This is a genomic window from Desulfobacterales bacterium, assembly GCA_034003325.1.
In the GTDB taxonomy this organism is placed as follows: Bacteria; Desulfobacterota; Desulfobacteria; order Desulfobacterales; family JAFDDL01; genus JAVEYW01.
This window is the reverse complement of record JAVEYW010000001.1, coordinates 299451-323004: the sequence shown is the minus strand read 5'-3', so window position 1 is coordinate 323004 and position 23554 is coordinate 299451. Positions and strand designations below refer to the sequence as shown.

Sequence of the window (23554 nt, the reverse complement as noted above, 5' to 3'; positions counted from 1 at the left end):
CAGTCCTTTCACCGGTTGCCGAAATCAAAGGAAAGGTGTATCACCCCAAGCGGCAGGAAAGATAACTGAGGATTTCCGATAGGGTATTGAGCTTTCCATAATCCGCCTCGGGGACGTTAACGCCGAGTTTCTCATCGATGTGGACAAAGAAATTCAGAGCATCGAAGGAATCGATATCGAGAGTTTTGCGTATGTTTTCATCCGGCCCCAGGGCGCCCGGGTCCTGCTCGGGCGCAATCTGCTTAAGTATTCCGAATATGACGTTTTTAATCTCATCATTGTTCATAGTTTTGAAGGCTCCTGAAGGTAACGGTTTAAAGCATCCAAGAACTGAGCGCCGCGATGGCCGTCGGTTGCCCGGTGGTCCGCGGAAAGGGTCGCCGTCAATCCCGGCCGTACCCCGAGCATGCCGTTTTCGGCCCAAGGTTGCTCCATGGTCTTGCCGAATCCCACCAGCGCCACCTGGGGCGGGTAAATGATGCCGTAAACCGCCTCGACCCCGAGATCGCCCAAGCTGGTGATGGTGACGGTGGCATCCGTCATTTCGGAACTGCGCAACCCGCCGGAACGAGCGCGTATAATCAGATCCCTCAGGGACGCCATCAGTTCATCCGGACATTTTTGATCCGCATTGAGAAGGGCCGGTGCGATCAGCCCGCCCTGGCGAAGGGAGATCACAAAGCCGATATGGATTGCTTCCGATATGCGATGGTGGTCGTCAATCCAGAAGCCATTGAGTTCCGGAACATCCCCCAGCGCCAGCGCTACCGCCCGAATGAGCGGGACGATAGGCAGCATCCGGTCCTTGATCGGGCGCTTGATATTTTCCGATTCCAGCCAACGCAATACGCGGCTCATATCAATGCGCGTTTTTAGATAGTAGTGGGGGATTTCCCGTTTGGAGCGGGTCATGGCGGCGGCAATGGCCCGACGCATGGCAGCCGTATAATCTTTATTGACGGGTTGTTCTGCGATCCGCGGTTGAGGGGCTTTTCCCGCTGTCTGAGACAGGGCCTTTTGAATGTCCGCCGCGCGGATGGCGCCGTCCGGGCCGGTTCCCGCAAGGGCGGCAAGGTCAACGGCACCCGCGGCAGCCAGTTTGCGTGCATAGGGGGAGGCTTTGATTCGCCCGGTGCCTGCGGCCGTGATGGACGGAGGGGTGGTCGCTTTGCGCGGGAGGGGAGGATTTTCTTTCCCTGCCGATAACCGAGGCATATCCGCCACGGACGCCTGATCCGGCGATGGGGCCTGTAACGCGGTCTCTGTTCGAATAATGGCCATGACCGCACCCACGGGGACTTTTTGGCCCGGCTGAATCAGAAGCGTTTCAATGATGCCGTCTTCGTATACCTCGATCTCGATGGCCGCCTTGTCCGTTTCAACGACGGCAACAACATCCCTTCGACGGACGCGATCACCGGGCTTTACCCGCCATTCTATGAGCGTGCCCGCCATCATGTCCGAGCCCAAACTGGGCATGCGAAATTCAGCCATGGGCGCCTACCATTTTTTGGATGAGGTTCACGATCTGATCGACCTGGGGCAGCATGGCCTCCTCCAGGTGCCTGGCATAGGGCACGGGCGACTCAACACTGCAAAGGCGTTCGACAGGGGCGTCGAGGTCGTAAAAAACGCCCTCCATGATCCGCGCGCTGATTTCGGCTGAAATACCCCCGCTGCGCCACCCCTCATCCACGATGATGGCACGGTGGGTTTTGACGACCGAATCCAGAAAAGTCTTTTCATCCAGCGGGCGCAGCGAGCGAAGGTCGATGACTTCCGCTTCAACCCCCTGTTTGGCGAGGATTTCCGCCGCCGCCAGCGATTTATGGAGGCTTGCCGAGTAGGTGATGAGCGTAATGTCTTTTCCGGGCCTGCGTACACGGGCCTTGTCGATATCCACCGGACCGGCGTCGGCGGCAAGTGTTCCCTCCATGTTATAAAGGCTGCTGTTTTCAAAAATCAGCACCGGGTCCGGGTCCTGCAAAGCGGTCCAAAGCATGCCGCGTGCGTCCTCGATGGTGGCCGGGCTTATGACTTTGATGCCGGGGATATGGGCATACCACCCCTCGAGGGACCGGGAGTGTTGGGCCGCCAGTTGCCGGCCTCCGCCGGTGGCCATGCGGATAACGATGGGGACATTGAACTGTCCGCCGGACATATACAGATAGACGGCAGCATTGTTGATGATCTGGTCGGCGGCGAGCAGGCTGAAGTTGACCGTCATGATTTCCACGATGGGGCGCATGCCGCCCAGGGCCGCGCCGATGCCCGCGCCGACGAAGCCGGATTCGGAAAGCGGGGTATCGCGAATCCTCTCCGGACCGAATGCCTCGAGCAGTCCCTTGGTCACCGCGAAGCAGCCCCCGTAACGGCCCACATCCTCTCCCATGAGGAAAACCCGTTCGTCTTTTTGCAGGGCCTCTCGGATCCCTTCGCGAACAGCTTCACGGTAAGTGATCTTTTGCAGATTCGTTTCATCGCTGCTCATGGCGTCCTCCGTTCCGAATGGACAAAACGGGTCATGTCCTCTATGGGCTCCCAGGTGCATGCCTCGGCAAAAGCCACTGCTTCGTTGATTTCCCGAGCAACGTCGCGCTCGATGGTTTCAATGTCAACATTGCCGATGCACCCTTCGGTTTTCATTTTCCGAGCAAAGGTCGCAATGGGGCAGGACTTTTTCCATTCCTCAACTTCGGATTTGGGGCGATAGAGCTCCGGATCATACATGGAGTGGGCCCGAAAGCGATAGGTGCGGCACTCCAGAAAAAATGGCTTTCCTTGGGTGCGAACCGTCTGTGCCGCCTTTTTTGCGGCCGTCTCGACAGCCAGCACGTCCATGCCGTCCACGGCTGCTGAACTCACGTCGTAGCTTGCGGCCTTGCGGGTGATATCCTGAACGGCCTGCTCGAATTTCAGCGCCGTGCCCATGGCATACAAATTGTTTTCGCATACGAACAGCACCGGCAATTGCCAGAGGGCCGCAAGGTTCAGGCTTTCATGAAACTCCCCCTCGGCCACGGCCCCTTCGCCGAAAAAGCAACAGGTAACCCGCTGTTTGTGCTGCATTTTGTCTGCCAGAGCGAGACCGACGGCAATGGGAAGACCGCCGCCCACGATGGCATTGCCTCCGTAAAACCGAGTTTTGTTATCGAAAAGATGCATGGAACCGCCTCGACCGCGGCTGCACCCCTCCTGTTTGCCGTACATCTCCGCCAGAATAGCGCCGGCCGAAACCCCCCTTATGAGTGCATGGCCGTGCTCCCGATAGGTCGCCACGACGGCGTCGTCCCGGGTCAGCGCTTCGAGGATCCCGACGGCCACCGCCTCTTCGCCATCGTAGAGGTGTAAAAATCCCCGAATTTTCGTGGCGCTGTAAAGCTCTGCGCACTTTTCCTCCAGCCGGCGGATGCGAATCATGGACCTCAGCAGGTGCAATGCGTGATCGCGGTCAACGGTGGCCCCATTTAGGTTAACGGCATCTTGAGTGTTCATCCTGAATCCTCCAATGTGGAAAGATCGCCTTCGGGCAAACCCAACTCACGGGCTTTGAGCAGTCGCCGCATAATTTTTCCCGCCTTGTTTTTGGGAAGGTCCGGCTTAAAATCAATTTCCTTGGGCGCAACGGCCGAACCGAGCTTTTTACGGGCAAAACCGATAAGTTCCAGACGTAGCGCATCGCTGGGGGGGATGCCTGGCTTCAAGGCGACAAACGCCTTTACGATCTCCCCGATGAGCGGGTCCGGTTTTCCGATGACCCCTGCCTCGGCAACGGCGGGGTGTTCCATGAGGGTGCTTTCCACTTCAAAGGGCCCCACCATGTGCCCGGAGGTTTTGATGATGTCATCGGCCCGGCCCACAAACCAGAAATATCCGTCTTCATCACGCCTGGCCAGATCCCCCGTCAAATACCATCCGCCGACGAAGCACTTGCGGTAGCGCGCCTCGTCGTGCAGGTAGCCCCGAAACATGGATGGCCATCCCGGCCTGAGCGCCAGATCGCCTTGAACGCCGGGCGTCTCGATCACCTGGACGGCATCGGGATTCACACGCTGGACGATGGCCGCCTCGATGCCGGGAAGCGGACGCCCCATGGAACCGGGCCGAATTTCCATGGCGGGAAAATTGGCGATCATGATGCCGCCGGTTTCCGTCTGCCACCAATTGTCATGGATCGGCAATCCCATGGCCTTTAAGCCCCACACCACGGCCTCGGGGTTAAGGGGTTCACCAACGCTGTGAATGACACGCAGGTGACGAAGGTCGTACTTTCGGGCCGGATCGAGTCCTAGTCGCATGAATCTGCGAATGGCTGTTGGCGCCGTGTACCAGACGCTGATCTTCTGGGATTCCAAGATATGACACCAGCGCAGGGCGTCGAAATCCCCTTCATCAACCACGTTGGTGATTCCATGCAGGAGCGGCGAAATGATGCCGTAAGAGGTTCCCGTGACCCATCCGGGGTCGGCCGTGCACCAGAAGATATCCTCCGGGTGAAAATCCATCACATATTTGCCGGTCATATAGTGGGTCAGTACGGCGTTGTGCGCATGGAGCGCGCCTTTGGGCATGCCGGTGGTGCCGCTGGTAAAGTGCAGGACCGCGATATCCTCCGGGTCGGTCGGTGGAATGATAAAAGCGTCGGAAGATTGGGCCATGAGCCTGGGCAGCGACAGAAGGCCGTTTCCCGGATGATCTTTGACGTCAATCAAGAGCACCTGCTTGAGCTTGGGCAGGTTGTTCATCAACGGACTTACCTTTTGGCGGTAGTAATGTTCGGTGGTCAGCAGAATTTTGGCATCCCCGCGGCTGAGGCGCTGGTAGATGGGTTCCGGACCGAAAGCCGAAAACAGGGGACAAAAGATGCTGGTGTTTTTGAAAGTCCCCAGAGCTGCGATGTAGAGTTCGGGAATTCGGCCGACCAGTGCGCAAACCGTATCTCCCTTCCCAATGCCGAGTTCCTGGAGAATATTGGCGAAGCGATTGCTTTGCGATCTGAGCTCGGCGTAGGTGAAGGCGCGGATTGTGTCTTCACTGCCAAGCCATTGCAGGGCCACGTGGTCGCGAAGATGTCCCTCCGCATGACGGTCAACCGCTTCGTGCGCAATGTTCAGCCCTCTGTTTTCGGGAAGCCCTTGCAACTCACTGCGAATGGCATTCCAGGAAAAGGCGGCAAAGGTGTCGGCATAATTCAGCAGGTGGGGAATCTTTCGAAAGGATTCCGGATGCTTCTCAATAGGTTCCCAAAGCAAATTCGCACTTCCTTTCCATCTGAAAAAAGGCTGCGTTGTTTCGGTTGGTTAAAATGAACGGAAACTTGCTTATTATTAAGTGGAAGTATGGCCGAGAAGGGGCGTTTTGTCAATTTTCACGGGCATCGAGCGCCGCGAAATCTCGGGTGATTTTAAAATAACAAAGTGTTATCATTGATTCAATGGGGCGTCTGGAAAAAATTCGTCGACCCATTATCAAAGAAAAGGCAATGCCATAGGCAAGACCATAATGGTTCGCTTAGTGAACAACCGCGGCATGAAACCCGGGGATGCTGCGGCCGTTTCCTCTGATAGACCGCTTTGATCGCTGTTTTCCGGCGCAACGAGCACGGAAACGATTGGGCGTGCGCAACCGTGATGAACTCGGGTCGGGAAAATCATTTTTTTCTTGATTTAAAATTGACAAGCAAACACAAACTTGATAGGTACCAACCCGTTTCCGGGGTGCTTTTTTTTAGTCCGGGCCGTTAGCTCAATCAGGCAGAGCAACTGACTCTTAATCAGTAGGTTATTGGTTCGATTCCAATACGGCCCACCATTAATTTCAACCGTTAAAACCTCCAAAAGAGGCAGTACCTTTCACATTCGGAAATCCTCCCGATTTTGCCACCGTTAAATATAGGCGGCTTGATGGCCTTCTCATCGGCAAAGCGGTAATGCGCCATATTGCAACCCACTTGACCAAACAAACTTGCACAGCATACCATCGAAATGCCTACTTGTTTTGGCTGTGTGTTTTTTTTTGCAGCTAAGCCATGCTTTATAAGGGGGTTTTTTATTATGGGATTACTTTTTTACGTTTACGGCATTTTTGGACAAGCGTGTTCATCAATAAAAAATTATTCTACCACCCATACGGTGCAGTTGCGGGCGGTTCTTACTATTTTGTTTGAGACGCTTCCGAAAAGAAATTCTTCTTTTCGCGAAAGACCTTTTCTGCCCACAACCAGCGTGCCGTATTCAAGCTTGTCCCGCTCTGCCAATATACATTCCGCCATAGAAGGACAATAGCGGAGTGTTGAGCGTGTTGAAACATCCTCGGTGGCAAACCCTGCGGCTATAAGTATCTGCCTGTATTCTTCCATCACCTTGTCTATATTTTCCTTGTATTCCTTATACCATTTGTCTTTTTTGGCATCATCGGGGAAATAGTCTTCTTCGGGCTCCCTTATAATATGAAGTACTGTTACCTTAAAGCCTTTCATGCCGCCTAACAGTTTTGCCACATACAAAACGGCTCGTTTCGCATTCTCGGATTCATCTGCGGCGATCAGGATATTTCTATTAATATTCAAATTCATTTCTTACCCCCTTTAAAAAAAGCAGCCCTGAATTCATTCAAATCATCAATAAACTGAAACGTTTTATCATAAAAAATATTGGCGCTTTTTGAAAAATGCATAAGCACACGGTTAAGGCTGTCCGGTATATAGGGATAAATCTTTTTAATATTTGCAACCCGGTTGTTAAATACGATGTTCATGTCTTCTTCACCAAGCGTAGAAAGCGCCGGATGATTTGTCTTGACTATATCTGCGATCAGAATATCTCCCATTCCGGCAAGATAAATCAAAACATTGCCCAAGCCGAACATATCGTAGCCGAACATATTCTCCCGGTGACGAAAATTGTAGTCAAAATCAATCCAGCGCCAGCATCCGGCATCCCTGTCTATCAATATGTGATCCCTGCGTATGTCACCATGTTTTTCTCTGTTTTCGTGAAGGAAACGGATTGCCTGAGCGCATTCCATGAAGTTTTCAAGAATTTCAGGAAAGTGTTTGTAGAAATAAGTTTCATGTTCCATCCCTGATGACAACCCCCTTATATAATCTGCCAGAGTTTTGCCATAAATGAAATCAATTATCCTGACGACATTGTCTTTCTCGTCTTGAACCGAAAAACCGTGCATGAAATTGTCATGGTCCTTAACGATGCTAAGAATGCGGGCCTCTTTACGCGGACTCCTGAAACATTCAAAATCAACACCGCCTACGCGGGCTATAAACTTTTCGAAAAATACAAGTTTAATAATCTTTGTTTCACCGGTATTTAAGTCTATCGCGCGCTTGACCCAGAACTTTTCTTCATCATCAAGACCGAAACGTCCTTCTTTGGCATTATGCCGGATAAGATACGGGACATCATTTAAAACAACAATGTCACCATATTGTATGCGATAAAACTCGCTGGTATCTGAATAAATATTAAAAACATACCCCGGGTTTGGCGGAGTAAACCACGGGTCTGTGAGTTTACGGATTGATTCCTGAGATAAATAGTTGCTCATTTTTCACCGTTACCGATATATGTTATGTTGATTCCTGCTTTCAATCTTCAATCAGTTAAAGGCCCTTTATCAGAAACATGCACAAAAAAGCGTGCATAACTGGAGAAGGTCGTTGGAAGCCCAGCTTTCGGCTTTGCCGGTTTAGAGCCGCTTTTTATAACAATTCGTGCACGGTTAAGCACGCCGGTATTTCCTCCTTGATAGGGGCGTGTTGGCTATGGCACCGGAAATTAACCCGAAACGATGTTTCGGCGGACATTGACGTTTTCGATATCATAGGTTCTGAATACGAGTTTTTCCCGCTCCCGTTTGTTTTCCGGAAAAGCAACCGGCTCGGCGTCTTTTAATAACTGAACTGCCTGCGCTTTGGTGGGCACGGCGTCCATGCCGTCGCTGATCTTTTTGCCGGTTAGGGTATCGAGCACTATGGCCTGCGCGCCGTCCGAGACCACGGCCAGCGGAATTTGGCAGGTATCGATAAGCCGGGCCGCCGCAACGATCTCCCTTTCACGGGACGATAGTGAGCCGGCCGCGCATTTGATGGCCATGATTCGTTGGCCGTTCGTGCTCACCACCAGATCGATTCTGGATTCGTAGGGTTCCCCTGCGATGGTCACTTCGATAGCGGCATCTACTTCAATATCGGATTTAAGAAAGCCTTTTTCCTGCACCAGCACCTTTTCCATTGCCTGGCGATTGGCCTCGGCTCCCACATTCGGGACTTGTTGCCCGGTCACAAAATCTTCTATCAGGGTATATGGCTTTTGAATGGTTGCCATGGTAGCTCTCCATGCTTTTTGATTATACGTCTTCTATTAAGAGGGATGTGCCCGTCATTTCAGAAGGTTGCGATATGCCTAAAATTTCCAGAACGGTCGGAGCGATGTCGCCCAGCACCCCTTCGCGCAACCGCTTGGTTTTCCGCGTATCATCCACCAGGACAAAGGGAACCGGATTTAAGGTGTGAGCGGTGTGAACCGAACCATCGTCCTCCAGCATTTTTTCCGCATTACCATGATCCGCTGTTACCATCACCGCGCCGCCCATGGCTTTGATTTTGGCGACAATTTCTCCCACGCAGGTATCGACCGCCTCGCAGGCCTTGATGGCTGCCGCCATGACACCGGTATGCCCGACCATATCCATATTGGCAAAGTTGAGCACAATAAAGTCGTAGCCTTCATTTAATGCGGATAACAGTTCGGCTTTGATCAAAAACGCGCTCATCTCGGGTTTATGGTCATAGGTCGGTACATCGCGCGGAGAGGCAATGAGGCGCCGGTCTTCATTGGGGAACGGGGTTTCCTCTCCGCCATTGAAAAAATAGGTCACATGGGCGTATTTTTCCGTTTCGGCGATGCGAAGTTGGTGCAGCCCATGGCGGCTGATCACTTCTCCGAGAATATTTTTCATATGACCCGGCGGAAAGGCCACCGGCAAGGGAAAGCTCTCATCATAGAGCGTCATGCAGACCCATCCGCACAGGTTCGGCATGCGGGTTCGCCAGATCTCGCTGAAATCCGGATCCGTCATCGCCCGGGTGATCTGGCGAACCCGATCCGCCCTGAAATTAAATACGATCACGCCGTCATTGTCCCGAATGCATGTGCGGGGCCGCCCGGTGTCCGTTACCAGAATGATTGGTTTAATAAATTCATCGGTTTCTCCCCGGGCATAGGCATGGGTCACTGCCGCGGACGGCTCGGTTTCCGGAATGCCTTTTCCGTTGGTATACAGGTCAAACGCGATGGCCGTTCGATCCCAACGCTTGTCCCGGTCCATGGCGTAGTAACGGCCGCAGATGGTGGCGATTTCACCGATGCCCAGTTCGCGGATGTTGCGCTCTAACGCTCCTATGTACCGGATACCGCTGTCTGGTGGACTGTCCCGTCCGTCCATGATGGGATGCACATGCACCTTGGCTATTTCATTTCGTTTGGCCATTTCCAACAGGGCATAGAGATGATTTAAATGGCTGTGAACCCCGCTATCCGAACACAATCCCATCAGGTGAAGGGCGCCGTTTTTTTCACGAACCTGCTGCATCAGTGTCATCAGCGCCTCGTTGGTAAAGAAGGTGCCGTCTGAAATGCTCCGGTTGATTCGCATCAATTCCTGGTACACGATGCGGCCGGCGCCGATATTTAAGTGTCCGACTTCCGAATTTCCCATATAGCCATCCGGGAGCCCCACCGCCTCGCCGGAACAGCGCAGCCGGGTAACGGGGTACTCAGCCAATAGTGCGTCCAGGGACGGGGTGTTTGCCTGAAAAATCGCATTGCCTCGTGAATTCGGGTTGATGCCCCATCCGTCTAAAATCATCAGCAGCAAGGGTTTAGTCATCGTCATCGCTTGGCTCCATTTCGGGGTGCGTTTCGGCTATGGCCTTAATCATGCTCGGGGTGTTAATTCGTTTGGCATCCGCCCATAATCCTTCGATGTCATAAAAGGTTCGGGTCGGCTCATAAAATACGTGAATGATGACATGCCCATAATCCATCACGACCCAATGCCCCTCTTTTAACCCTTCGACACTCAAGGGGCGAAGTTTGTTTTTTTTCAGTTCTACCTGAATATGCTCGGCAATGGCCGTCACCTGGCGGTTGGATTTCCCGCTGCAAATCAAAAATACGTCCGTCACCGAACTCAATGCATGAACATCGAGCATGACCAGTCCGAAGGCTTTTTTCCCGAGCGCTGCTTTTGCAAACACATCGAGCGAATCAGTGATAGCCTTCCCGGAGGATTGCGTCATCGATAAAGTCCTTTCCGTTTAATATATTCAGCGACCCGCGCCGGGACCAATGGGCCGATATCGGCATTTGAACGAATCCGTTCCCGAACGAAGGTGGCGGACAGTGCCTTAAGCCCGCCGCTCAGCAGATACAGCGGTGGCCGATTCGCACACTCGAACCGCTTGTTTTCAATAGAGAAATCATATGAAGCGGAAATCTTGGATTGAAGATAATGTTGCAGTATATTTTGAGTGTCATTTTGCCGTTTCGGCTGAAAATCGGGCCTTGCCAATACCACGATTGGAATGAGTTGCAGGAGCGTTTGATAAGATTTCCAGGTGTGTATCTCTAAAAAAGCGTCCAGGCCGACCATGAGATAATATCGGGTGTCCGGGGAAGCATCGGCCAGAAAATGGCGCACCGTATCAATCGTATAGCTGGAGCCGCCGGTGCGGGTTAATTCAACCTCCGAGACGGCGAGGCCCGGCACCCCTGAAACGGCCAGACGAAGCATTTCCAACCGGTCCGCCGCCGCAACCACATGTTCCGGGGATTTATGCGGCGGCAGGGCCGCGGGAATAAACAAAACGGTGGTCATCGCGAGCCGGGCCATCGCCGTTTGGGCCGCCAGAATATGGCCCGAATGGACGGGATTGAAGGTGCCGCCAAAAAGTCCGATGCCTTTTTCAGCGCGGCTATTTTCCGCTGGTTCTCCGGACGGTTTCATTCGGCCTCAGGTCCGTATCTGGCCGCTGCCGTACACGATAAATTTCGTCGTGGTCAGCTCTTCAAGACCCATGGGGCCGAATGCATGAAGCTTGCTGGTACTGATGCCGATTTCAGCCCCCAGCCCCAGCTCTCCGCCGTCATTAAATCGGGTCGAGGCATTGACCAGCACGACCGATGAATCCACGTTGCGTAAAAACCGGCGCGCGCGGTCGTAATCCCGGGTGACAATGGTTTCGGTATGGCAGGAGCCATGCGCGCTGATGTGTTCTATGGCGGCTTGCATATCAGGAACGATCTTCACGGCGCATATCAGATCCAAATATTCTGCCGGCCAATCCTGCTCGGTAGCGGGTGTTACATCGGGAAGGATTCGTCGGGTTTCGGCGCATCCGCGTATTTCAACGCCGGCGGCGTCAAAGCAGGCTTTTAGCCGGGGAAGAAAGGCCACGCTGACGGCTGAATGCACCAGAAGCGTTTCCATCGCATTGCAGACACCGGGGCGCTGCACCTTGGCATTAAACGCAATTTTCTCCGCCATGTCCAAATCCGCGCCGTCATCGACATACACATGGCACACCCCTTTATAATGCTTCAAGACCGGTATCTTGGAATTTTCCACCACAAACCGGATCAGGCCTTCGCCGCCGCGGGGAATGATGAGATCGATCGATTCTTCCTGGGCCAGAAGCACATTCACCGCGTTTCTATCCCGAATCGGGACAACCTGGACCGCCGCTTCGGGCAATCCCGATGCCTTTAAAACCGCGCCGATTTTTGCCGCCAGCGCCTGATTGGAGTGAAGGGCCTCCGAGCCTCCCCGCAGAATAACGGCATTTCCGGCTTTTAAGCAAAGGCCTGCGGCATCAACCGTCACATTGGGGCGCGATTCATAAATAATACCAATGACGCCCAAGGGAATTCGCATTTTGGCGACTTCCAGGCCGTTCGGCCGACGCCAGGCTTTAACGATCGCACCTACCGGGTCTTCAAGCCGGGCGACATCCCGAAGTCCCTGCGCCATGGACAGGATGGTCGCATTTGTAATGGTCAACCGGTCGATCATGGCCTCGGAAAGCCCGGCTTCTCTTGCCCGGACCAGATCTTTTTGGTTTTCCACCTTTATTTCATCGGCATCGGCCTCGATGGCATCGGCAATTTTCAGCAGTACCTCGTTTTTAAGCGATGAATCGATTCCGGCAATCTTGAAAGACGCTTTTCTTGCCGCTATCGCCATTGCCTGAATGGTTGTTTCAACGGACATGATCATTTCCCCCATTGAAATTGATTGAAAGGGTTTAAAATTGGCTTGTTGGTCTATTATTCATTGATTTATACACGAAATTGCGGGCCACTCAACCGGAAAACACGAAAGGGCGAAAAAGCGGAAATTGCGTTTCAAGCATCTTGAACGGCCGTGATGGCCAGATTGTCCCGGTGAATGATCTCGTCATAGGGTTTGCTGCCCAGCAGTCTTTTGATCTGGTTCGTTTTCAACCCCTTGATCAAGCGAATATCGGCTGCGCTGTAGTTGACCAATCCGATGCCCAGAACCTCATTTGCCTCTGTTTTGCATTCCACCGCGGCGCCCTCACCGAACTCCCCGTCGACGTTCACGATACCGCTGGGAAGCAGGCTCTTGCCATTGGTTAACAGTGCCCGGGCCGCGCCGCTGTCGACGGTGATACTTCCCGTCGGTTTTATCGAAAAAGCGATCCAGCATTTTCGGCAGGCAAGGCGCCGCGCCTTGGGCGCAAAATAAGTGCCGTGGGTTTCGCCGTTAAAAAGCCGAATCAGGACATCGGGTTTGTTTCCCTTGGCAATGATCATGGGAATGCCGGCGGCGGTGACTTTTTTAGCGGCTTTTATCTTGCTGGACATGCCGCCCGTGCCGAGCGCGCCCGGAATATCACCGGCCCACTTTTCAATGTCCCTGCTGATCGAGGAAATGATGGGGACCAGGCGGGCATCCTGGAATACGCGCGGATCTTTCGTGTACAGGCCGTCGATGTCCGTCAGGTTAATCAGTAGATCGGCATCCATCAACAGCGTAATCATGGCGGAAAGGTTGTCGTTGTCCCCGAATTTAATCGATTCCACCGCCACGGTGTCGTTTTCATTGATGATGGGCACGACCCCCCAGGCGAGCAGGGCATTAAAGGTGTTTCTCGCATTCAGATACCGTTTGCGGTTGGAAAGATCCTCGCCGGTGAGCAGAATCTGGGCCACCTTTTTGCCTTGCTGCCCAAAGGCCGTGTCATAGGCCAGCATCAGCCCCGGTTGGCCTACGGCCGCAATCGCCTGACGTTTGGGAATTTCATCGGGCCGGCCGGGTAATCCGATTTTTCGGACCCCTGCCGCCATGGCGCCCGAAGTCACCAAAAGCACTTCCAGACCCTTGTCCATCAGGGAACAGATCTGGCGGCTGATGGCAAAAATGGTTTCCATGTTAAGCCCGTATTCGGCGGTTAAAACATTGCTGCCGACCTTGACAACGACGCGCTTAATGGAAGTCAGTGCAAGGGCTTCAGACGGATTCATGGGGAACATCCAGCAATTGAACGATTCTTGTCAAAAGCAAATCCAGTCCGTCGCCGCTTTGGGCTGAAATGTGGAGAACGGGCTTATCGCCGAGCGCGTTTTCAAAGACATCAGCGAGTTTGTCGGTACCGGGAATATCCATTTTATTCAGCACAATGAGCTGGGGTTTATCCGCGGTTTGCTCGTTATAGAGTCGCAGTTCGTTTAAAATTGTTTCATATCCTGCCAGCGGCGCGTTGATATTCAAGGCCGACACATCGATCAGATGAACGAGCACCTTTGTTCGCTCAATATGGCGAAGAAATTGAGTGCCGAGCCCGGCCCCCTGATGCGCGCCCGCGATCAACCCTGGAATGTCGGCCACCACAAAGGGCTCCGCCCACTGCAAATGCACAACGCCCAAAACGGGCGAAAGGGTTGTAAACGGATAGTTTCCGATTTTGGAATGGGCGGCGGAAAAGGCGCTGATCAAGGTGGATTTTCCGGCGTTGGGCAGCCCGATAAGGCCGACATCGGCCAGCAGTTTCAGCTCTAAGGCAAGGGTTTTGCTTTCAGCGGGCTCACCCGTCTGCGCGTGCCGGGGGGCGCGATTGGTTGAGGTTTTAAACCGGGCATTGCCGCGACCGCCGCGACCGCCGCATGCCACCAGAAAGCTTTGATCGGGCTGCGTGAAGTCGACCAGCGTTTCTCCCGAGTCCGCATCCTTGACAAGCGTGCCGGGAGGAAGCTCAATGATTAGATCATCGCCGTTTTTGCCGGTTTTCCGGCTTCCCAGGCCGGGTGCGCCGTTTTTTGCCTTGAATTGTTTTTCAAATCTGAATTGTGAAAGCGTACGCCGGCGAAGGGTGGTTTTTAGTAATATATCACCGCCCTTACCGCCGTCACCGCCATCCGGTCCGCCTTTGGGGATAAATTTTTCGCGCCGAAAACTGACGCATCCCCGGCCGCCATGACCGGATTGTACGATGATAATTGCTTCATCAATGAAACTCACGCGCCATATACGCTTACTTTTTTACGGGTTTTGCCAAACCGTTCGTAGGTGACCACGCCATCGACCAGCGAAAAGAGGGTGTAATCCTTACCCATGCCCACATTTTCGCCCGGATGGATTCTGGTCCCGAGTTGGCGAACCAAAATGCTGCCGGCGCTGACACTCTGGCCGCTGTAGCGTTTTACGCCGCGGCGCTGGCCGTTACTATCACGGCCGTTTCTTGAACTACCACCTGCTTTTTTATGTGCCATCTGAAAACTCCCGAAATCTTAATTCTCAAACTTATTGACCCATCGAAAACGCGTTTAGCATTCGATCTGGTCAATTTTGATTGCTGTAAATTGCTGGCGATGACCGTTTTTCCGACGATAGTGTTTCCGGCGTTTATATTTGAACACGATGATTTTTTTTGCCTTGCCCTGCTCAACGATGTGACCGCGTACCGTGACACTCTCCAGAACCGGTGTGCCGACCTGGACGGTTTCGCCATCCGCAACCATCAGCACCTGATCAAAAGAAACGGAAGCGCCGACTTCGCCGTCGAGGTTTTCAACCCGCAAGACCTCGCCTTCCTGGACCTTATATTGTTTACCGCCCGTGGCGACAACAGCATACATGGATTTCGCCCTCCTTCACATGGACTGAATTAACCCCATCATTTGAAAAATGTGAAATATTAACTTTTCATGCTCAATTGTCAAGGAGAAAAATTGGATTTTTAAGGCCGTTGCATGGATAAGGCAATTAATTAAGCGCGCTTTGGTAAAGAATTGACGTAACCGATAAAATAATATAGTAAAAAATCATCTGTCTGTTCAAATGATAAAACACCATGACTAAGGTTTTGTTCATGCAAAACGAGAGTGACAAGGCACCCATCAAGTTTTTTGTGGACAGTCAAAACAAGGCCGCGATCAGATGCCCCAAATGCGGAGCGAGTCGAACCGTTGACACTGCAACGCTCAAAGATGCCGCAAAACAAATCAAAATCACCTGTAAATGCGGCATGGTGTTCAAAGGTGTGATTGAATTTCGCAGGCGCTACCGAAAAGCGGTGAGGTTGCCCGGAAAATACAAAGATCTCAACGGGCCGAAAAGGGGCGCTGTTGTGATCAAAGACTTATCCATGGGGGGGATCGGGTTTACTTGCGATCCCACGCATAAGCTCGAGCCGGGAGACCACCTGGAAGTGGTGTTTCAGCTTGATGATGCCCAAAAATCGGAAATAAGGCTCCTAGTCACGGTCAGAAGTGTTAAGGGCGATTTCGTCGGCGCAGAGCGGACCGACAAGCAGGGCTACCAGGGCGCACTCGGGTTTTACCTGATGTAGGTTCGCCTAACATACCAATGCGCCGGTTTTAAACCCTTTCATTTTGCCCCCAGGCGCCGCGTCAGGCTCAACTTTTCTGTTTTTCTTTGGGCTTCGTCTTGAAAACAATCTGCATTTTGGCTTTGCCGACATCTATGATGTCAAATTCTTTCAACATCACCGAATCGTTAACTGCTTTCCCATTGACCTTGGGCTTGGCCACTCCCTCCACGTAACTTAGATAATAACCGCCTGGACGTTGACTGATCGTGGCGGCGGTTTGTCCCACCCATAATCCTGCAACCTGAATATCGTTTTGGGCGTTTTGCCGATTTTGAACAGTTTTTTGGAAATACCCACTTCTCCGGAGCCACCCGATAGAAATGATAAGGCGGCGACGACATGACTTCCGGCGTTCCGGGCTTGCAATTCACTGTTTTGCACCATGTCGTGATACTGGTCTGTGTCCATCACCATGGTCTTATCCAAGCCCGCCGCGGACAAGTCGGTTCGGGACGCCCCTTCTCCATAAGCAAACATCAGCAGGTGCTTGCCGATGGTCAGTGATTTTCCCGTTTCAATTGGATGTTCCGCAGTAATGGTATCCTTGAAAGTTACGGTGATGGTCGGCATTTCAAGTCCTCCTTTCTTTTGGTAATAGGAGAGAAACCAACTAGTCTCGCCACAAAAGCTGATTGAATCGTTTAATTATGCTGATGAGAAACGATGGTTTCGGTGGTGTTTTGATCACGATGACCGTGACATTGTCATCTCCGCCGCGTTGATTGGCCAGGTCGATCAGTCGGCGGCAGGCCTCGGTTGGAACAAATTGTTGTGCGATTTGCCTGATTTCTTCCATTTCGACCCGGTTGCTCAACCCGTCGGAACCGATGACCAGAATATCTCCGGGAAACCGCTGCAATTCGCACACGTCGGATTGAACCGTTTCCCGGGTACCGACCGCGCGGGTCAGAACATGTCTATAACTGGGGGATAGCTGTGTTTTACCCTTCGGCTCCGCCGCCGCATGTTCGGCCACAAGGGTGTGGGCAACGGATAATTTTTCAATCCGGCCCTTGTGAATCAGATAAATCGGGCTGTCTCCCACATTTGCGGCGATAAATGTTTTTTCAGTAAATAACACCGCTGATACGGTGGCGCCCATCCCCTGGTAGACGGCGTTTTCCCGGGCGGCCTGGTACACCTTTTGGTTGGCAGCCGAAATGGCATGAATGAGCAAGTTGGCATGCCGTGACAGACTTTGGCTGGTATCGGCGGCTTCAAGGCTGCCGAATGTGTGATGGCCGATAACATCTATAATGGCCTCTATGGTCAGCCGGCTGGCTACCTCGCCGGCCTGATGTCCTCCCATGCCGTCTGATACCATATAAAGCCCCAACCCATCATCTATAAGCAGCGCATCCTGATTCTCTTTGCGTTTCAGCCCGACATCCGTCAGGCCTGCCGATTCAACATAGTCCATGGGCAGCTAGCTCCTGTCTTGAGTTCCCGTTGCCTTTCTTTTGGCGATGATTGTGCTGATTTTTTGTCCGATTTGGCGTAAATGGAGCGCCATTTGCGCGGCATCCTGATAACGATCGGTAATCTCTTTTGCCAATGCTTTGTTGAGAACGGTCACTAACGGGCTGACAATGCCTGGATTAAGACTTTGAGGGTTTGGATGGGGATCATGAACGATTTTGTGCATGAGCGCCCCCGGGTTGGCCGCCGTAAACGGCAATTGGCCGGTCAACAGTTGAAAAAAGACAACGCCCAATGAAAAGATATCACACCGGCCATCCACCTTTTTTCCGGTAATTTGCTCCGGCGCCATATAATAGGGTGTTCCCTTGACCACACCGGTCAGGGTTTTGGAAGTGGCGATAATCCGTGCAATGCCAAAATCCGTTATTTTGACGGTTCCGTTTCTCAGCAGCATGATATTGGCCGGTTTGATGTCCCGGTGCACAACGCCCTGGCTGTGCGCATAGGCCAGCGCATCAGCGATGTCCGCCACATAATCGATTACCTTTCTCATGGGCAAAAGGGATTCTTTTTTTACAAAGGCGCGCAGATCCTTTCCTTTCAGAAATTCCATGGCGATATAGGCCAGCGGCCCCTGTTCTCCCGCATCAAAGATGGTAACGATGCCCGGATGGGACAACCTGCCGGCGCTTTCCGCCTCCCGGAAGAATTTTTTTTTCATTTTATCGGTGTCCTCGGGACTGTATGCCTCGGCAAAGCGATAGGTTTTGATGGCGGTTTCCCGCCTGATTCTCGGGTCCATGCCAAGATATACGGTTCCCATGGCGCCAAAGCCGATGGGACGGATCAGCTCATAACGGCCAAGTTTGGCCGGCATTGCATTTAAATCCGGTTTGGTTTGGGGTTCGGCATTTGATGGGGCTGTTTCAGGCACTACCGGTGGGCATGTGTCTTCCAGCCGGCTCATTCGCGTCGGAATATCCCTGAATTCCGCGTCGTGAGCTTCAATGTGTTCATAGACCATTAGCGCTTTTCGGGGTTGTTGTTGCTTTTCGAACGTGATGGCCAGCTCATAGAGAGCACTCTTCATGGCATCATCCACCGGCAATAAGCGAAGAATATCCCAGGCGTCATCGGATTGCCCTTGCGCCAGAAAGGAGAATCCCTGAAGACGCCGCATTTCTTCGGCGGCTTGTTCTGCCCGGGTGGGTGGTGCGGCCTGAGAAAACCCCATGATGATGGCCGTCATGACGAAAGCAATCACCACCTCGGTGGCCGGAAACAGGGTCTGAATCCATATGTCTTTGAATTTCAAAAAATATAAGCTTCCTCCAGCCAGGATAAGCACGAAGAAAAAGGAAACCGCCATTGCCTTGAAACCCGATAATCGCGGCAACAAGAGAATGATTACCAGCCCGGCCAACGCGATCAGGAGAAAGGAAAGAAGAGAATCGAATGCCAATCGGCTGATAGGCGTTCCCTGAAGGAGGGTCAACAGGGTATGGGCGGTTAGCTCGCCGATCGGCATGTCGGCACTGATTGGTGTGGCAACGCGGGGCGCCAAGCCCGTTGCGGAAAGGTTAAATATTACCACTTTTCCGGAAAAATCCTGAGGCGGCACTTTTCCGGTGACAAGGTCCGCAAATCCATACCGGGCAAACGGCCGGACGTTGGAATCGAATTTTATCAGAATGTCCATCGCTTCGGAAAGGGGCATGCGATGCCCATTGAAAGCCAACCTATTATCCGGCAGCAGCCGAAGCTCTTGCTCGGGAACGCCCAGATAAGCGGCCGCCAAGGCTAGGGCGAAAGAGGCGATGGGGCGATTCTGAACCCAATAAATTGGCTGGGTTCTGCGAACCGTATGGTCTTTGTCCCGAACGATGGACAGGTGTCCCAACAGCCGTGCGGCATGCAAATATTCTGGCAAGGGAAGAACGATTTGCGCTTGATGGGCAAAAAGTGCGCCATGAGGGATACCGTACACGCGCCGTGATCGCTCGGCAAAAGCCTTCACTGCTTCGGGGGAATTGATTTTTTGATCGGGCGATGCCGAAAAACCGACCGGCAACGCGACACAGCCGGCCTCGGCAATGGCAGTTGCCAGTAATTGATCCTGGTCCAACTGCCGTTGCAGGTCTTGCAGGGTTTGGTAAAAGGCACCGAATTTGGTATCCTTAACCGTTCCGAAGGTCGTACTAAATGCATCGGCAAGACCGGCGAGCGCTTCTTTTGTGACACTTTCCTGAGGGGTATTTAATAAGGTAGGCAAGCCGATGAGGCGAGCGCCTTGAGCAGCTGCCTTTTTTATTCCCTCAGCCAACCGGGTTCGGGGCCATGGCCATGGTCCTAATGTTTCCAGCGCTTTATCATCAATATCGATGAGAACGATCGGGGAGGAGGGTTGCGGCGAAACCGGCAGGGCCATCATTGCATCGTAGCCCGTAAATTCAATCCATTCCCTTAACGGATTTGAAGAGACGGTGAGCCAGATGAATAAGAGCGCGAGTCCCAAATTACACAAAGAGGCGAAGTGTTGTTTGCGCATGGGGTGTTCCGAGTAAAATAATAGGCATCAGGAGCGAAAAAGGCGCTATACTATAAGATATACGCTTTTAAAATCACTTAACCTAATGAGAACAAGGCATTTAGTCAATAGATAATGATGAACTTAACGCCTATGAAATTCTTCGAAAAGATTTCTCAATGCCGGACAACTCCCATCGTATCCAGGTGGGTCTGCCGTGGGGGCAATGAGATGGATCCTCACATGCATCAAGCTGCCTCAGGAGTGTTTTGACTTGGCTATCGGTCAGTTTTTGGTTGGCTTTCAGTGCGCTGTGACAGGCCAGGAGTTTTTTGACCTGATCAAGCGTGCCGGCGATACCGGGATGAATACCGATATCTGCCGTTTTCTCGGCAATTTCACGAATCAGCGGTGCGATTTGCTTTCCGGAAAGCATGGCCGGGACGGTCTTTATGACGACCGTGTTGCCGCCAAACGGCGCAATCTCCAGACCGAACCGGGCCAGTTCATCCATCAGCGCATGCACTATTCCGGCCTCCTCATGGCCCAATTCAAGGGTTTCCGGAATAAGCAGCCGTTGAACCGCACCGGGTTCCCGGGATTTTTCCGCGCACAACTGCTCGTAACGGACACGCTCATGCGCCGCGTGTTGGTCAATCAGAATCAGATCCTTGGTTTCAGATTCACAAAGAATGTAGGTATCTTGAAACTGACCGATCACCCGAAGGTCTGAAAAGCGGTTTTTAGGCCACAAGGCTGTTTGCTGTTCGCTGAAAGATGCTTGAGCCGGTTTTTTATCATGGCCTAAGGGCGGCCCTTCCAGCCTTTCGGGGTTGAAAGCGGGTCCGGCGGACACGGCAGCCGGCATGAACGGGGGGCCGATGGTGCTTTCGTAGTGACCGCCGGCTTCAGCGGCGGGTATCGGCGCAATGGGGGGGGCGGTCCATTTGGGGGTTTCAGCCGCAGCCACCGCATGGGCGGTGGCTGCTCGAATCAACCGATGAACGGCCTGAGTATCGGCAAACCGGACTTCCTGCTTGGCGGGATGCACATTGACATCCACTTGATCAAAGGGGACGGCTAAAAACAACACCGCGACCGGAAACCGGCCTTTCATCAACCGGTTGGCATAGCCATCCATGAGGGCGTGCTGAATCATGCGGTTGCGGACATAGCGATGGTTAACATAAATATAAATGCTGCGGGGCGTATTTCGGGCCATGTGCGCGGACGCCACCCAGCCACCGACACGCAACCCGCCGTATTCGGCAGAAAGGGGGAGTAATTCCCCCCTGAGATTGCCGCCCACTACATCGGCCACGCGTTCTTCCGGATCCGCGGCGGGCCAGTCTTTTACGGTTTTCCCATTATGAATCAAGCGAAACATGACCCCAGGCCAGGCCAGAGCGATTTTGGCCACGGTATCGGTGATATGGCCCATCTCGGTATCCGCGGTTTTCAGAAATTTGCGACGGGCCGGCGTGTTAAAAAAAAGATCCCTTACCGATACCTGCGTGCCGATCGGCGCGCCGATGTCGGTTACGTTCTGAATTTTTCCGCCCTCAATTCGAATACGGGTGCCCCCCTCGCTATGTTTATCCCGGGACTCAATACAGAAGCGGGAAACCGATGCGATACTCGGAAGCGCTTCTCCTCGAAAGCCCAGGGTTTTGATTGCAAGGAGATCTTCATCCTTAAATATCTTGCTGGTGGCGTATCGCTCCACGGACAATAGCGCATCATCCCGGTGCATGCCGATTCCATTGTCCGACACCTGAAGCAGTGATTTGCCGGCCTGTTTGAGCTCGATCAGAATGCGCGTGCTTTCAGCATCCAGCGCATTTTCCAATAATTCCTTTACCACGGAGGCTGGTCGCTCAATCACTTCACCGGCCGCGATCTTATTGGATAGGATTTCCGGAAGAATTCTTATTCTGGGCATGAATCGGCACTTTTCTGCCTATACATCTTTTTTATAAAAGGCGGTCAAAAATTCCCCCTCCAAAGGGGTCAGGTCGAATTTAAGACACGCTTGCTGAATCAGCGAAGTGATGGATTTTCCTGCATCGTCCTTCAGCATTTCCGATATCCATTTGACGGCATTTCGAACCGCATCGCCTTCCGGCATGATGGTCATGGGTTTCTCCTGTGAGCAGTATTTATATATCCGCAACGGTCTTTCCCGGTTCGATATAAAAGCGGCGCTATAGCATCGGCTTTATATGATGAATGTTCGCGGATTGTTCAAAATTATACGCAACTTTTAGCATGGTGGCCTCATCAAAATGATTTCCCTGCAGTTGAAGCCCGATGGGAAGCCCTTCAGGTGAAAAGCCGCAAGGGACGCTCATTCCCGGTACACCGGCCAAATTGGCTGCCAGCGTAAAAATGTCGCTTAGATACATGGTCAGCGGATCATGGCATTTTTCGCCGATCTTAAAGGCGGGTGTCGGTGCCACCGGTGATACGATGACATCGCAGTGTTCAAAGGCCTGGTTAAAATCTTCCCGAATCAGGGTTCGCACCTGGGATGCTTTGCCGTAATAGGCGTCGTAATAGCCGGCCGACAGGGCATAGGTGCCGATAATGATGCGACGCTGGACTTCCGGGCCGAATCCCCTGGAGCGCGTGCGCTTGTACATTTCTATCAAATCCTCGGACGCGGAATCCCGAAAGCCGTATTTCACACCGTCATAGCGAGCCAGGTTCGAGCTGGCTTCGGCCGGCGCCACCACATAATAAGCGGCAACGGCATATTGGGAGTGCGGGAGCGATACGTCGACAACGGTTGCTCCCAGGGATTCGATCCTCCGGACGGCATTGGCGACAGCTTCGGCTACCGAAGGATCAAGGCCGGCAGCGGTGTTGTACTCTTTGGGAATTCCGATTGTTATTCCCTCAAGCCCTGGCCGGCAGGCGGCGGTATAATTTGGCACCTCTCTGGGAACCGATGTGGAATCGTTCGGATCGTGCCCGGCAATGGCGTTCAGCATCAAAGCGCAATCGGTTACGGTTTTTCCCACCGGGCCGATTTGGTCCAGGGAAGACGCATAAGCGACCAACCCGAACCGGGAAACCCGTCCATAGGTCGGTTTTAGCCCCACAACGCCGCAATGAGAGGCCGGTTGACGAATGGAGCCGCCGGTATCCGATCCCAGAGAGCCCAAACACATATCCGCTGCCACTGCTGCGGCCGAGCCGCCGCTGGAGCCGCCGGGAATACGGGTTAAATCCCACGGATTGCGTGTCGGCTTCATTCCTGAATTTTCCGTGGATGATCCCATGGCAAATTCATCCATGTTGGCCTTGCCCACCATAACGGCGCCGGCCTTCCCGAGCAGGGTCATGACGGTGGCATCGTAGGGGGGAATGAAATCCGCCAGAATTTTCGACGCGCAGGTGGTTCGAACCCCTTGCGTGCAGATAAGATCTTTGATGGAAAGGGGAATGCCGGTAAGCGGCGTTATGTTGCCCGAGGCGATACGTTTGTCCGCCGCTTGGGCCTGTGCCGTCGCTTTATCACGGCAAAAGCTGATATAAGCGCCGATTCGATCCTCCACCTGATCGATGCGCTCATATACGGCATTGACCAGTTCCACGGATGAGATCTCTTTATCTTTTAGGAGCTTGTGAGCCGCATCAATCGTCAGTTCATAAAGTTTCATGCCGTCGTC

General features: G+C 52.9%; 24 protein-coding genes and 1 tRNA gene. 2 read left to right on the top strand and 23 right to left on the bottom strand.

The genetic code is table 11. The features are described 5' to 3' along the window. Window positions 1-40 precede the first annotated feature (40 nt). Genes RBT11_01500 through acsA form a run of 5 tightly spaced genes read right to left on the bottom strand, consistent with a single transcriptional unit; the run spans window position 41 to window position 5252 of the window. The gene (locus RBT11_01500; GenBank protein MDX9785422.1) at window positions 41-286 is read right to left on the bottom strand and encodes a phosphopantetheine-binding protein; all 246 of its coding nucleotides are present in this window, start codon (window positions 284-286) and stop codon (window positions 41-43) included. Continuing rightward, on the bottom strand, window positions 283-1494 hold the full coding sequence (locus tag RBT11_01495) for a dihydrolipoamide acetyltransferase family protein (GenBank protein ID MDX9785421.1): 1212 nt from the start codon (window positions 1492-1494) through the stop codon (window positions 283-285). Before RBT11_01495 ends, RBT11_01500 begins: the two co-directional genes overlap by 4 nt. Next, window positions 1487-2491, bottom strand: coding sequence for an alpha-ketoacid dehydrogenase subunit beta (locus RBT11_01490; protein MDX9785420.1), 1005 nt, complete (start codon window positions 2489-2491; stop codon window positions 1487-1489). The genes RBT11_01495 and RBT11_01490 overlap by 8 nt, the downstream gene beginning before the upstream one ends. Further along, window positions 2488-3495 (bottom strand): pyruvate dehydrogenase (acetyl-transferring) E1 component subunit alpha, encoded by a 1008-nt coding sequence (gene pdhA, locus RBT11_01485; protein MDX9785419.1) that lies wholly within the window; start codon window positions 3493-3495, stop codon window positions 2488-2490. Before pdhA ends, RBT11_01490 begins: the two co-directional genes overlap by 4 nt. Beyond that, window positions 3492-5252, bottom strand: a complete 1761-nt coding sequence (gene acsA, locus RBT11_01480; GenBank protein MDX9785418.1) for an acetate--CoA ligase — start codon at window positions 5250-5252, stop codon at window positions 3492-3494. The genes pdhA and acsA overlap by 4 nt, the downstream gene beginning before the upstream one ends. Before the next feature lie 482 nt (window positions 5253-5734). Here acsA and RBT11_01475 point away from each other — a divergent pair. Next, a tRNA-Lys gene (locus RBT11_01475) sits at window positions 5735-5811 on the top strand. A gap of 301 nt (window positions 5812-6112) precedes the next feature. Here RBT11_01475 and RBT11_01470 read toward each other — a convergent pair. The 11 genes from RBT11_01470 to rplU all read right to left on the bottom strand — a co-directional run bounded on the left by RBT11_01470 (window position 6113) and on the right by rplU (window position 15176). Further along, complete coding sequence (locus tag RBT11_01470) at window positions 6113-6574, bottom strand: universal stress protein (GenBank protein ID MDX9785417.1); 462 nt, start codon at window positions 6572-6574, stop codon at window positions 6113-6115. Next, a complete protein-coding gene (locus RBT11_01465) occupies window positions 6571-7563 on the bottom strand; it encodes a serine/threonine protein kinase (GenBank protein MDX9785416.1) in 993 nt (330 codons plus the stop codon). Before RBT11_01465 ends, RBT11_01470 begins: the two co-directional genes overlap by 4 nt. A gap of 230 nt (window positions 7564-7793) precedes the next feature. After that, window positions 7794-8342: a type I restriction enzyme HsdR N-terminal domain-containing protein gene (locus RBT11_01460; GenBank protein MDX9785415.1), complete on the bottom strand. Its 549-nt coding sequence runs from the start codon at window positions 8340-8342 to the stop codon at window positions 7794-7796. A 22-nt stretch (window positions 8343-8364) separates the two neighbouring features. Further along, window positions 8365-9912 (bottom strand): 2,3-bisphosphoglycerate-independent phosphoglycerate mutase, encoded by a 1548-nt coding sequence (gpmI, locus tag RBT11_01455; GenBank protein ID MDX9785414.1) that lies wholly within the window; start codon window positions 9910-9912, stop codon window positions 8365-8367. After that, on the bottom strand, window positions 9899-10318 hold the full coding sequence (gene rsfS, locus RBT11_01450; protein MDX9785413.1) for a ribosome silencing factor: 420 nt from the start codon (window positions 10316-10318) through the stop codon (window positions 9899-9901). Before rsfS ends, gpmI begins: the two co-directional genes overlap by 14 nt. Next, window positions 10315-11025, bottom strand: coding sequence for a nicotinate-nucleotide adenylyltransferase (nadD, locus tag RBT11_01445; GenBank protein MDX9785412.1), 711 nt, complete (start codon window positions 11023-11025; stop codon window positions 10315-10317). The genes rsfS and nadD overlap by 4 nt, the downstream gene beginning before the upstream one ends. Before the next feature lie 6 nt (window positions 11026-11031). After that, window positions 11032-12345: a glutamate-5-semialdehyde dehydrogenase gene (locus RBT11_01440; protein ID MDX9785411.1), complete on the bottom strand. Its 1314-nt coding sequence runs from the start codon at window positions 12343-12345 to the stop codon at window positions 11032-11034. Window positions 12346-12422: 77 nt separating this feature from the next. Beyond that, complete coding sequence (gene proB, locus RBT11_01435) at window positions 12423-13565, bottom strand: glutamate 5-kinase (GenBank protein ID MDX9785410.1); 1143 nt, start codon at window positions 13563-13565, stop codon at window positions 12423-12425. Then, window positions 13552-14559 (bottom strand): GTPase ObgE, encoded by a 1008-nt coding sequence (gene obgE / locus RBT11_01430; GenBank protein MDX9785409.1) that lies wholly within the window; start codon window positions 14557-14559, stop codon window positions 13552-13554. The genes proB and obgE overlap by 14 nt, the downstream gene beginning before the upstream one ends. After that, window positions 14556-14810 carry a 50S ribosomal protein L27 gene (gene rpmA / locus RBT11_01425; GenBank protein ID MDX9785408.1) on the bottom strand — a complete coding sequence of 85 codons (255 nt, stop codon included), beginning with the start codon at window positions 14808-14810 and terminating at the stop codon, window positions 14556-14558. Before rpmA ends, obgE begins: the two co-directional genes overlap by 4 nt. 54 nt (window positions 14811-14864) lie before the next feature. Next, entirely contained in the window at window positions 14865-15176 is a 312-nt protein-coding gene (gene rplU / locus RBT11_01420; GenBank protein MDX9785407.1) for a 50S ribosomal protein L21, read from the bottom strand. A gap of 215 nt (window positions 15177-15391) precedes the next feature. Between rplU and RBT11_01415 the strand changes: the two genes are divergently transcribed. Next, a complete protein-coding gene (locus RBT11_01415) occupies window positions 15392-15889 on the top strand; it encodes a PilZ domain-containing protein (protein MDX9785406.1) in 498 nt (165 codons plus the stop codon). Between the two features lie 67 nt (window positions 15890-15956). Here the strand turns inward: RBT11_01415 and RBT11_01410 are convergent, their stop codons facing one another. The 7 genes from RBT11_01410 to gatA form a co-directional block, all read right to left on the bottom strand. Next, window positions 15957-16091 carry a hypothetical protein gene (locus tag RBT11_01410; protein MDX9785405.1) on the bottom strand — a complete coding sequence of 45 codons (135 nt, stop codon included), beginning with the start codon at window positions 16089-16091 and terminating at the stop codon, window positions 15957-15959. A gap of 14 nt (window positions 16092-16105) precedes the next feature. Then, on the bottom strand, window positions 16106-16501 hold the full coding sequence (locus RBT11_01405; GenBank protein ID MDX9785404.1) for a hypothetical protein: 396 nt from the start codon (window positions 16499-16501) through the stop codon (window positions 16106-16108). A gap of 40 nt (window positions 16502-16541) precedes the next feature. Beyond that, a complete protein-coding gene (locus tag RBT11_01400; GenBank protein ID MDX9785403.1) occupies window positions 16542-17351 on the bottom strand; it encodes a protein phosphatase 2C domain-containing protein in 810 nt (269 codons plus the stop codon). A 6-nt stretch (window positions 17352-17357) separates the two neighbouring features. Then, the gene (locus RBT11_01395; GenBank protein MDX9785402.1) at window positions 17358-19901 is read right to left on the bottom strand and encodes a serine/threonine-protein kinase; all 2544 of its coding nucleotides are present in this window, start codon (window positions 19899-19901) and stop codon (window positions 17358-17360) included. Window positions 19902-20031: 130 nt separating this feature from the next. Beyond that, window positions 20032-21822, bottom strand: a complete 1791-nt coding sequence (gene mutL, locus RBT11_01390; GenBank protein MDX9785401.1) for a DNA mismatch repair endonuclease MutL — start codon at window positions 21820-21822, stop codon at window positions 20032-20034. An 18-nt stretch (window positions 21823-21840) separates the two neighbouring features. Next, a complete protein-coding gene (locus tag RBT11_01385) occupies window positions 21841-22017 on the bottom strand; it encodes a hypothetical protein (protein MDX9785400.1) in 177 nt (58 codons plus the stop codon). Window positions 22018-22084: 67 nt separating this feature from the next. Continuing rightward, window positions 22085-23545 (bottom strand): Asp-tRNA(Asn)/Glu-tRNA(Gln) amidotransferase subunit GatA, encoded by a 1461-nt coding sequence (gene gatA / locus RBT11_01380; protein MDX9785399.1) that lies wholly within the window; start codon window positions 23543-23545, stop codon window positions 22085-22087. Window positions 23546-23554 lie beyond the last annotated feature (9 nt).

Coding starts and splice junctions, on each gene's coding strand:
- rsfS (MDX9785413.1), bottom strand. CDS start 10,318: ATGACGCAATCCTCCGGGAAGGCTATCACTGATTCGCTCGATGTGTTT.
- rplU (MDX9785407.1), bottom strand. CDS start 15,176: ATGTATGCTGTTGTCGCCACGGGCGGTAAACAATATAAGGTCCAGGAA.
- RBT11_01495 (MDX9785421.1), bottom strand. CDS start 1,494: ATGGCTGAATTTCGCATGCCCAGTTTGGGCTCGGACATGATGGCGGGC.
- RBT11_01400 (MDX9785403.1), bottom strand. CDS start 17,351: ATGGACTATGTTGAATCGGCAGGCCTGACGGATGTCGGGCTGAAACGC.
- RBT11_01465 (MDX9785416.1), bottom strand. CDS start 7,563: ATGAGCAACTATTTATCTCAGGAATCAATCCGTAAACTCACAGACCCG.
- mutL (MDX9785401.1), bottom strand. CDS start 21,822: ATGCCCAGAATAAGAATTCTTCCGGAAATCCTATCCAATAAGATCGCG.
- gatA (MDX9785399.1), bottom strand. CDS start 23,545: ATGAAACTTTATGAACTGACGATTGATGCGGCTCACAAGCTCCTAAAA.
- RBT11_01500 (MDX9785422.1), bottom strand. CDS start 286: ATGAACAATGATGAGATTAAAAACGTCATATTCGGAATACTTAAGCAG.
- RBT11_01470 (MDX9785417.1), bottom strand. CDS start 6,574: ATGAATTTGAATATTAATAGAAATATCCTGATCGCCGCAGATGAATCC.
- RBT11_01405 (MDX9785404.1), bottom strand. CDS start 16,501: ATGCCGACCATCACCGTAACTTTCAAGGATACCATTACTGCGGAACAT.
- rpmA (MDX9785408.1), bottom strand. CDS start 14,810: ATGGCACATAAAAAAGCAGGTGGTAGTTCAAGAAACGGCCGTGATAGT.
- pdhA (MDX9785419.1), bottom strand. CDS start 3,495: ATGAACACTCAAGATGCCGTTAACCTAAATGGGGCCACCGTTGACCGC.
- RBT11_01385 (MDX9785400.1), bottom strand. CDS start 22,017: ATGACCATCATGCCGGAAGGCGATGCGGTTCGAAATGCCGTCAAATGG.
- nadD (MDX9785412.1), bottom strand. CDS start 11,025: ATGAAACCGTCCGGAGAACCAGCGGAAAATAGCCGCGCTGAAAAAGGC.
- RBT11_01415 (MDX9785406.1), top strand. CDS start 15,392: ATGACTAAGGTTTTGTTCATGCAAAACGAGAGTGACAAGGCACCCATC.
- RBT11_01460 (MDX9785415.1), bottom strand. CDS start 8,342: ATGGCAACCATTCAAAAGCCATATACCCTGATAGAAGATTTTGTGACC.
- RBT11_01395 (MDX9785402.1), bottom strand. CDS start 19,901: ATGCGCAAACAACACTTCGCCTCTTTGTGTAATTTGGGACTCGCGCTC.
- RBT11_01490 (MDX9785420.1), bottom strand. CDS start 2,491: ATGAGCAGCGATGAAACGAATCTGCAAAAGATCACTTACCGTGAAGCT.
- gpmI (MDX9785414.1), bottom strand. CDS start 9,912: ATGACGATGACTAAACCCTTGCTGCTGATGATTTTAGACGGATGGGGC.
- proB (MDX9785410.1), bottom strand. CDS start 13,565: ATGAATCCGTCTGAAGCCCTTGCACTGACTTCCATTAAGCGCGTCGTT.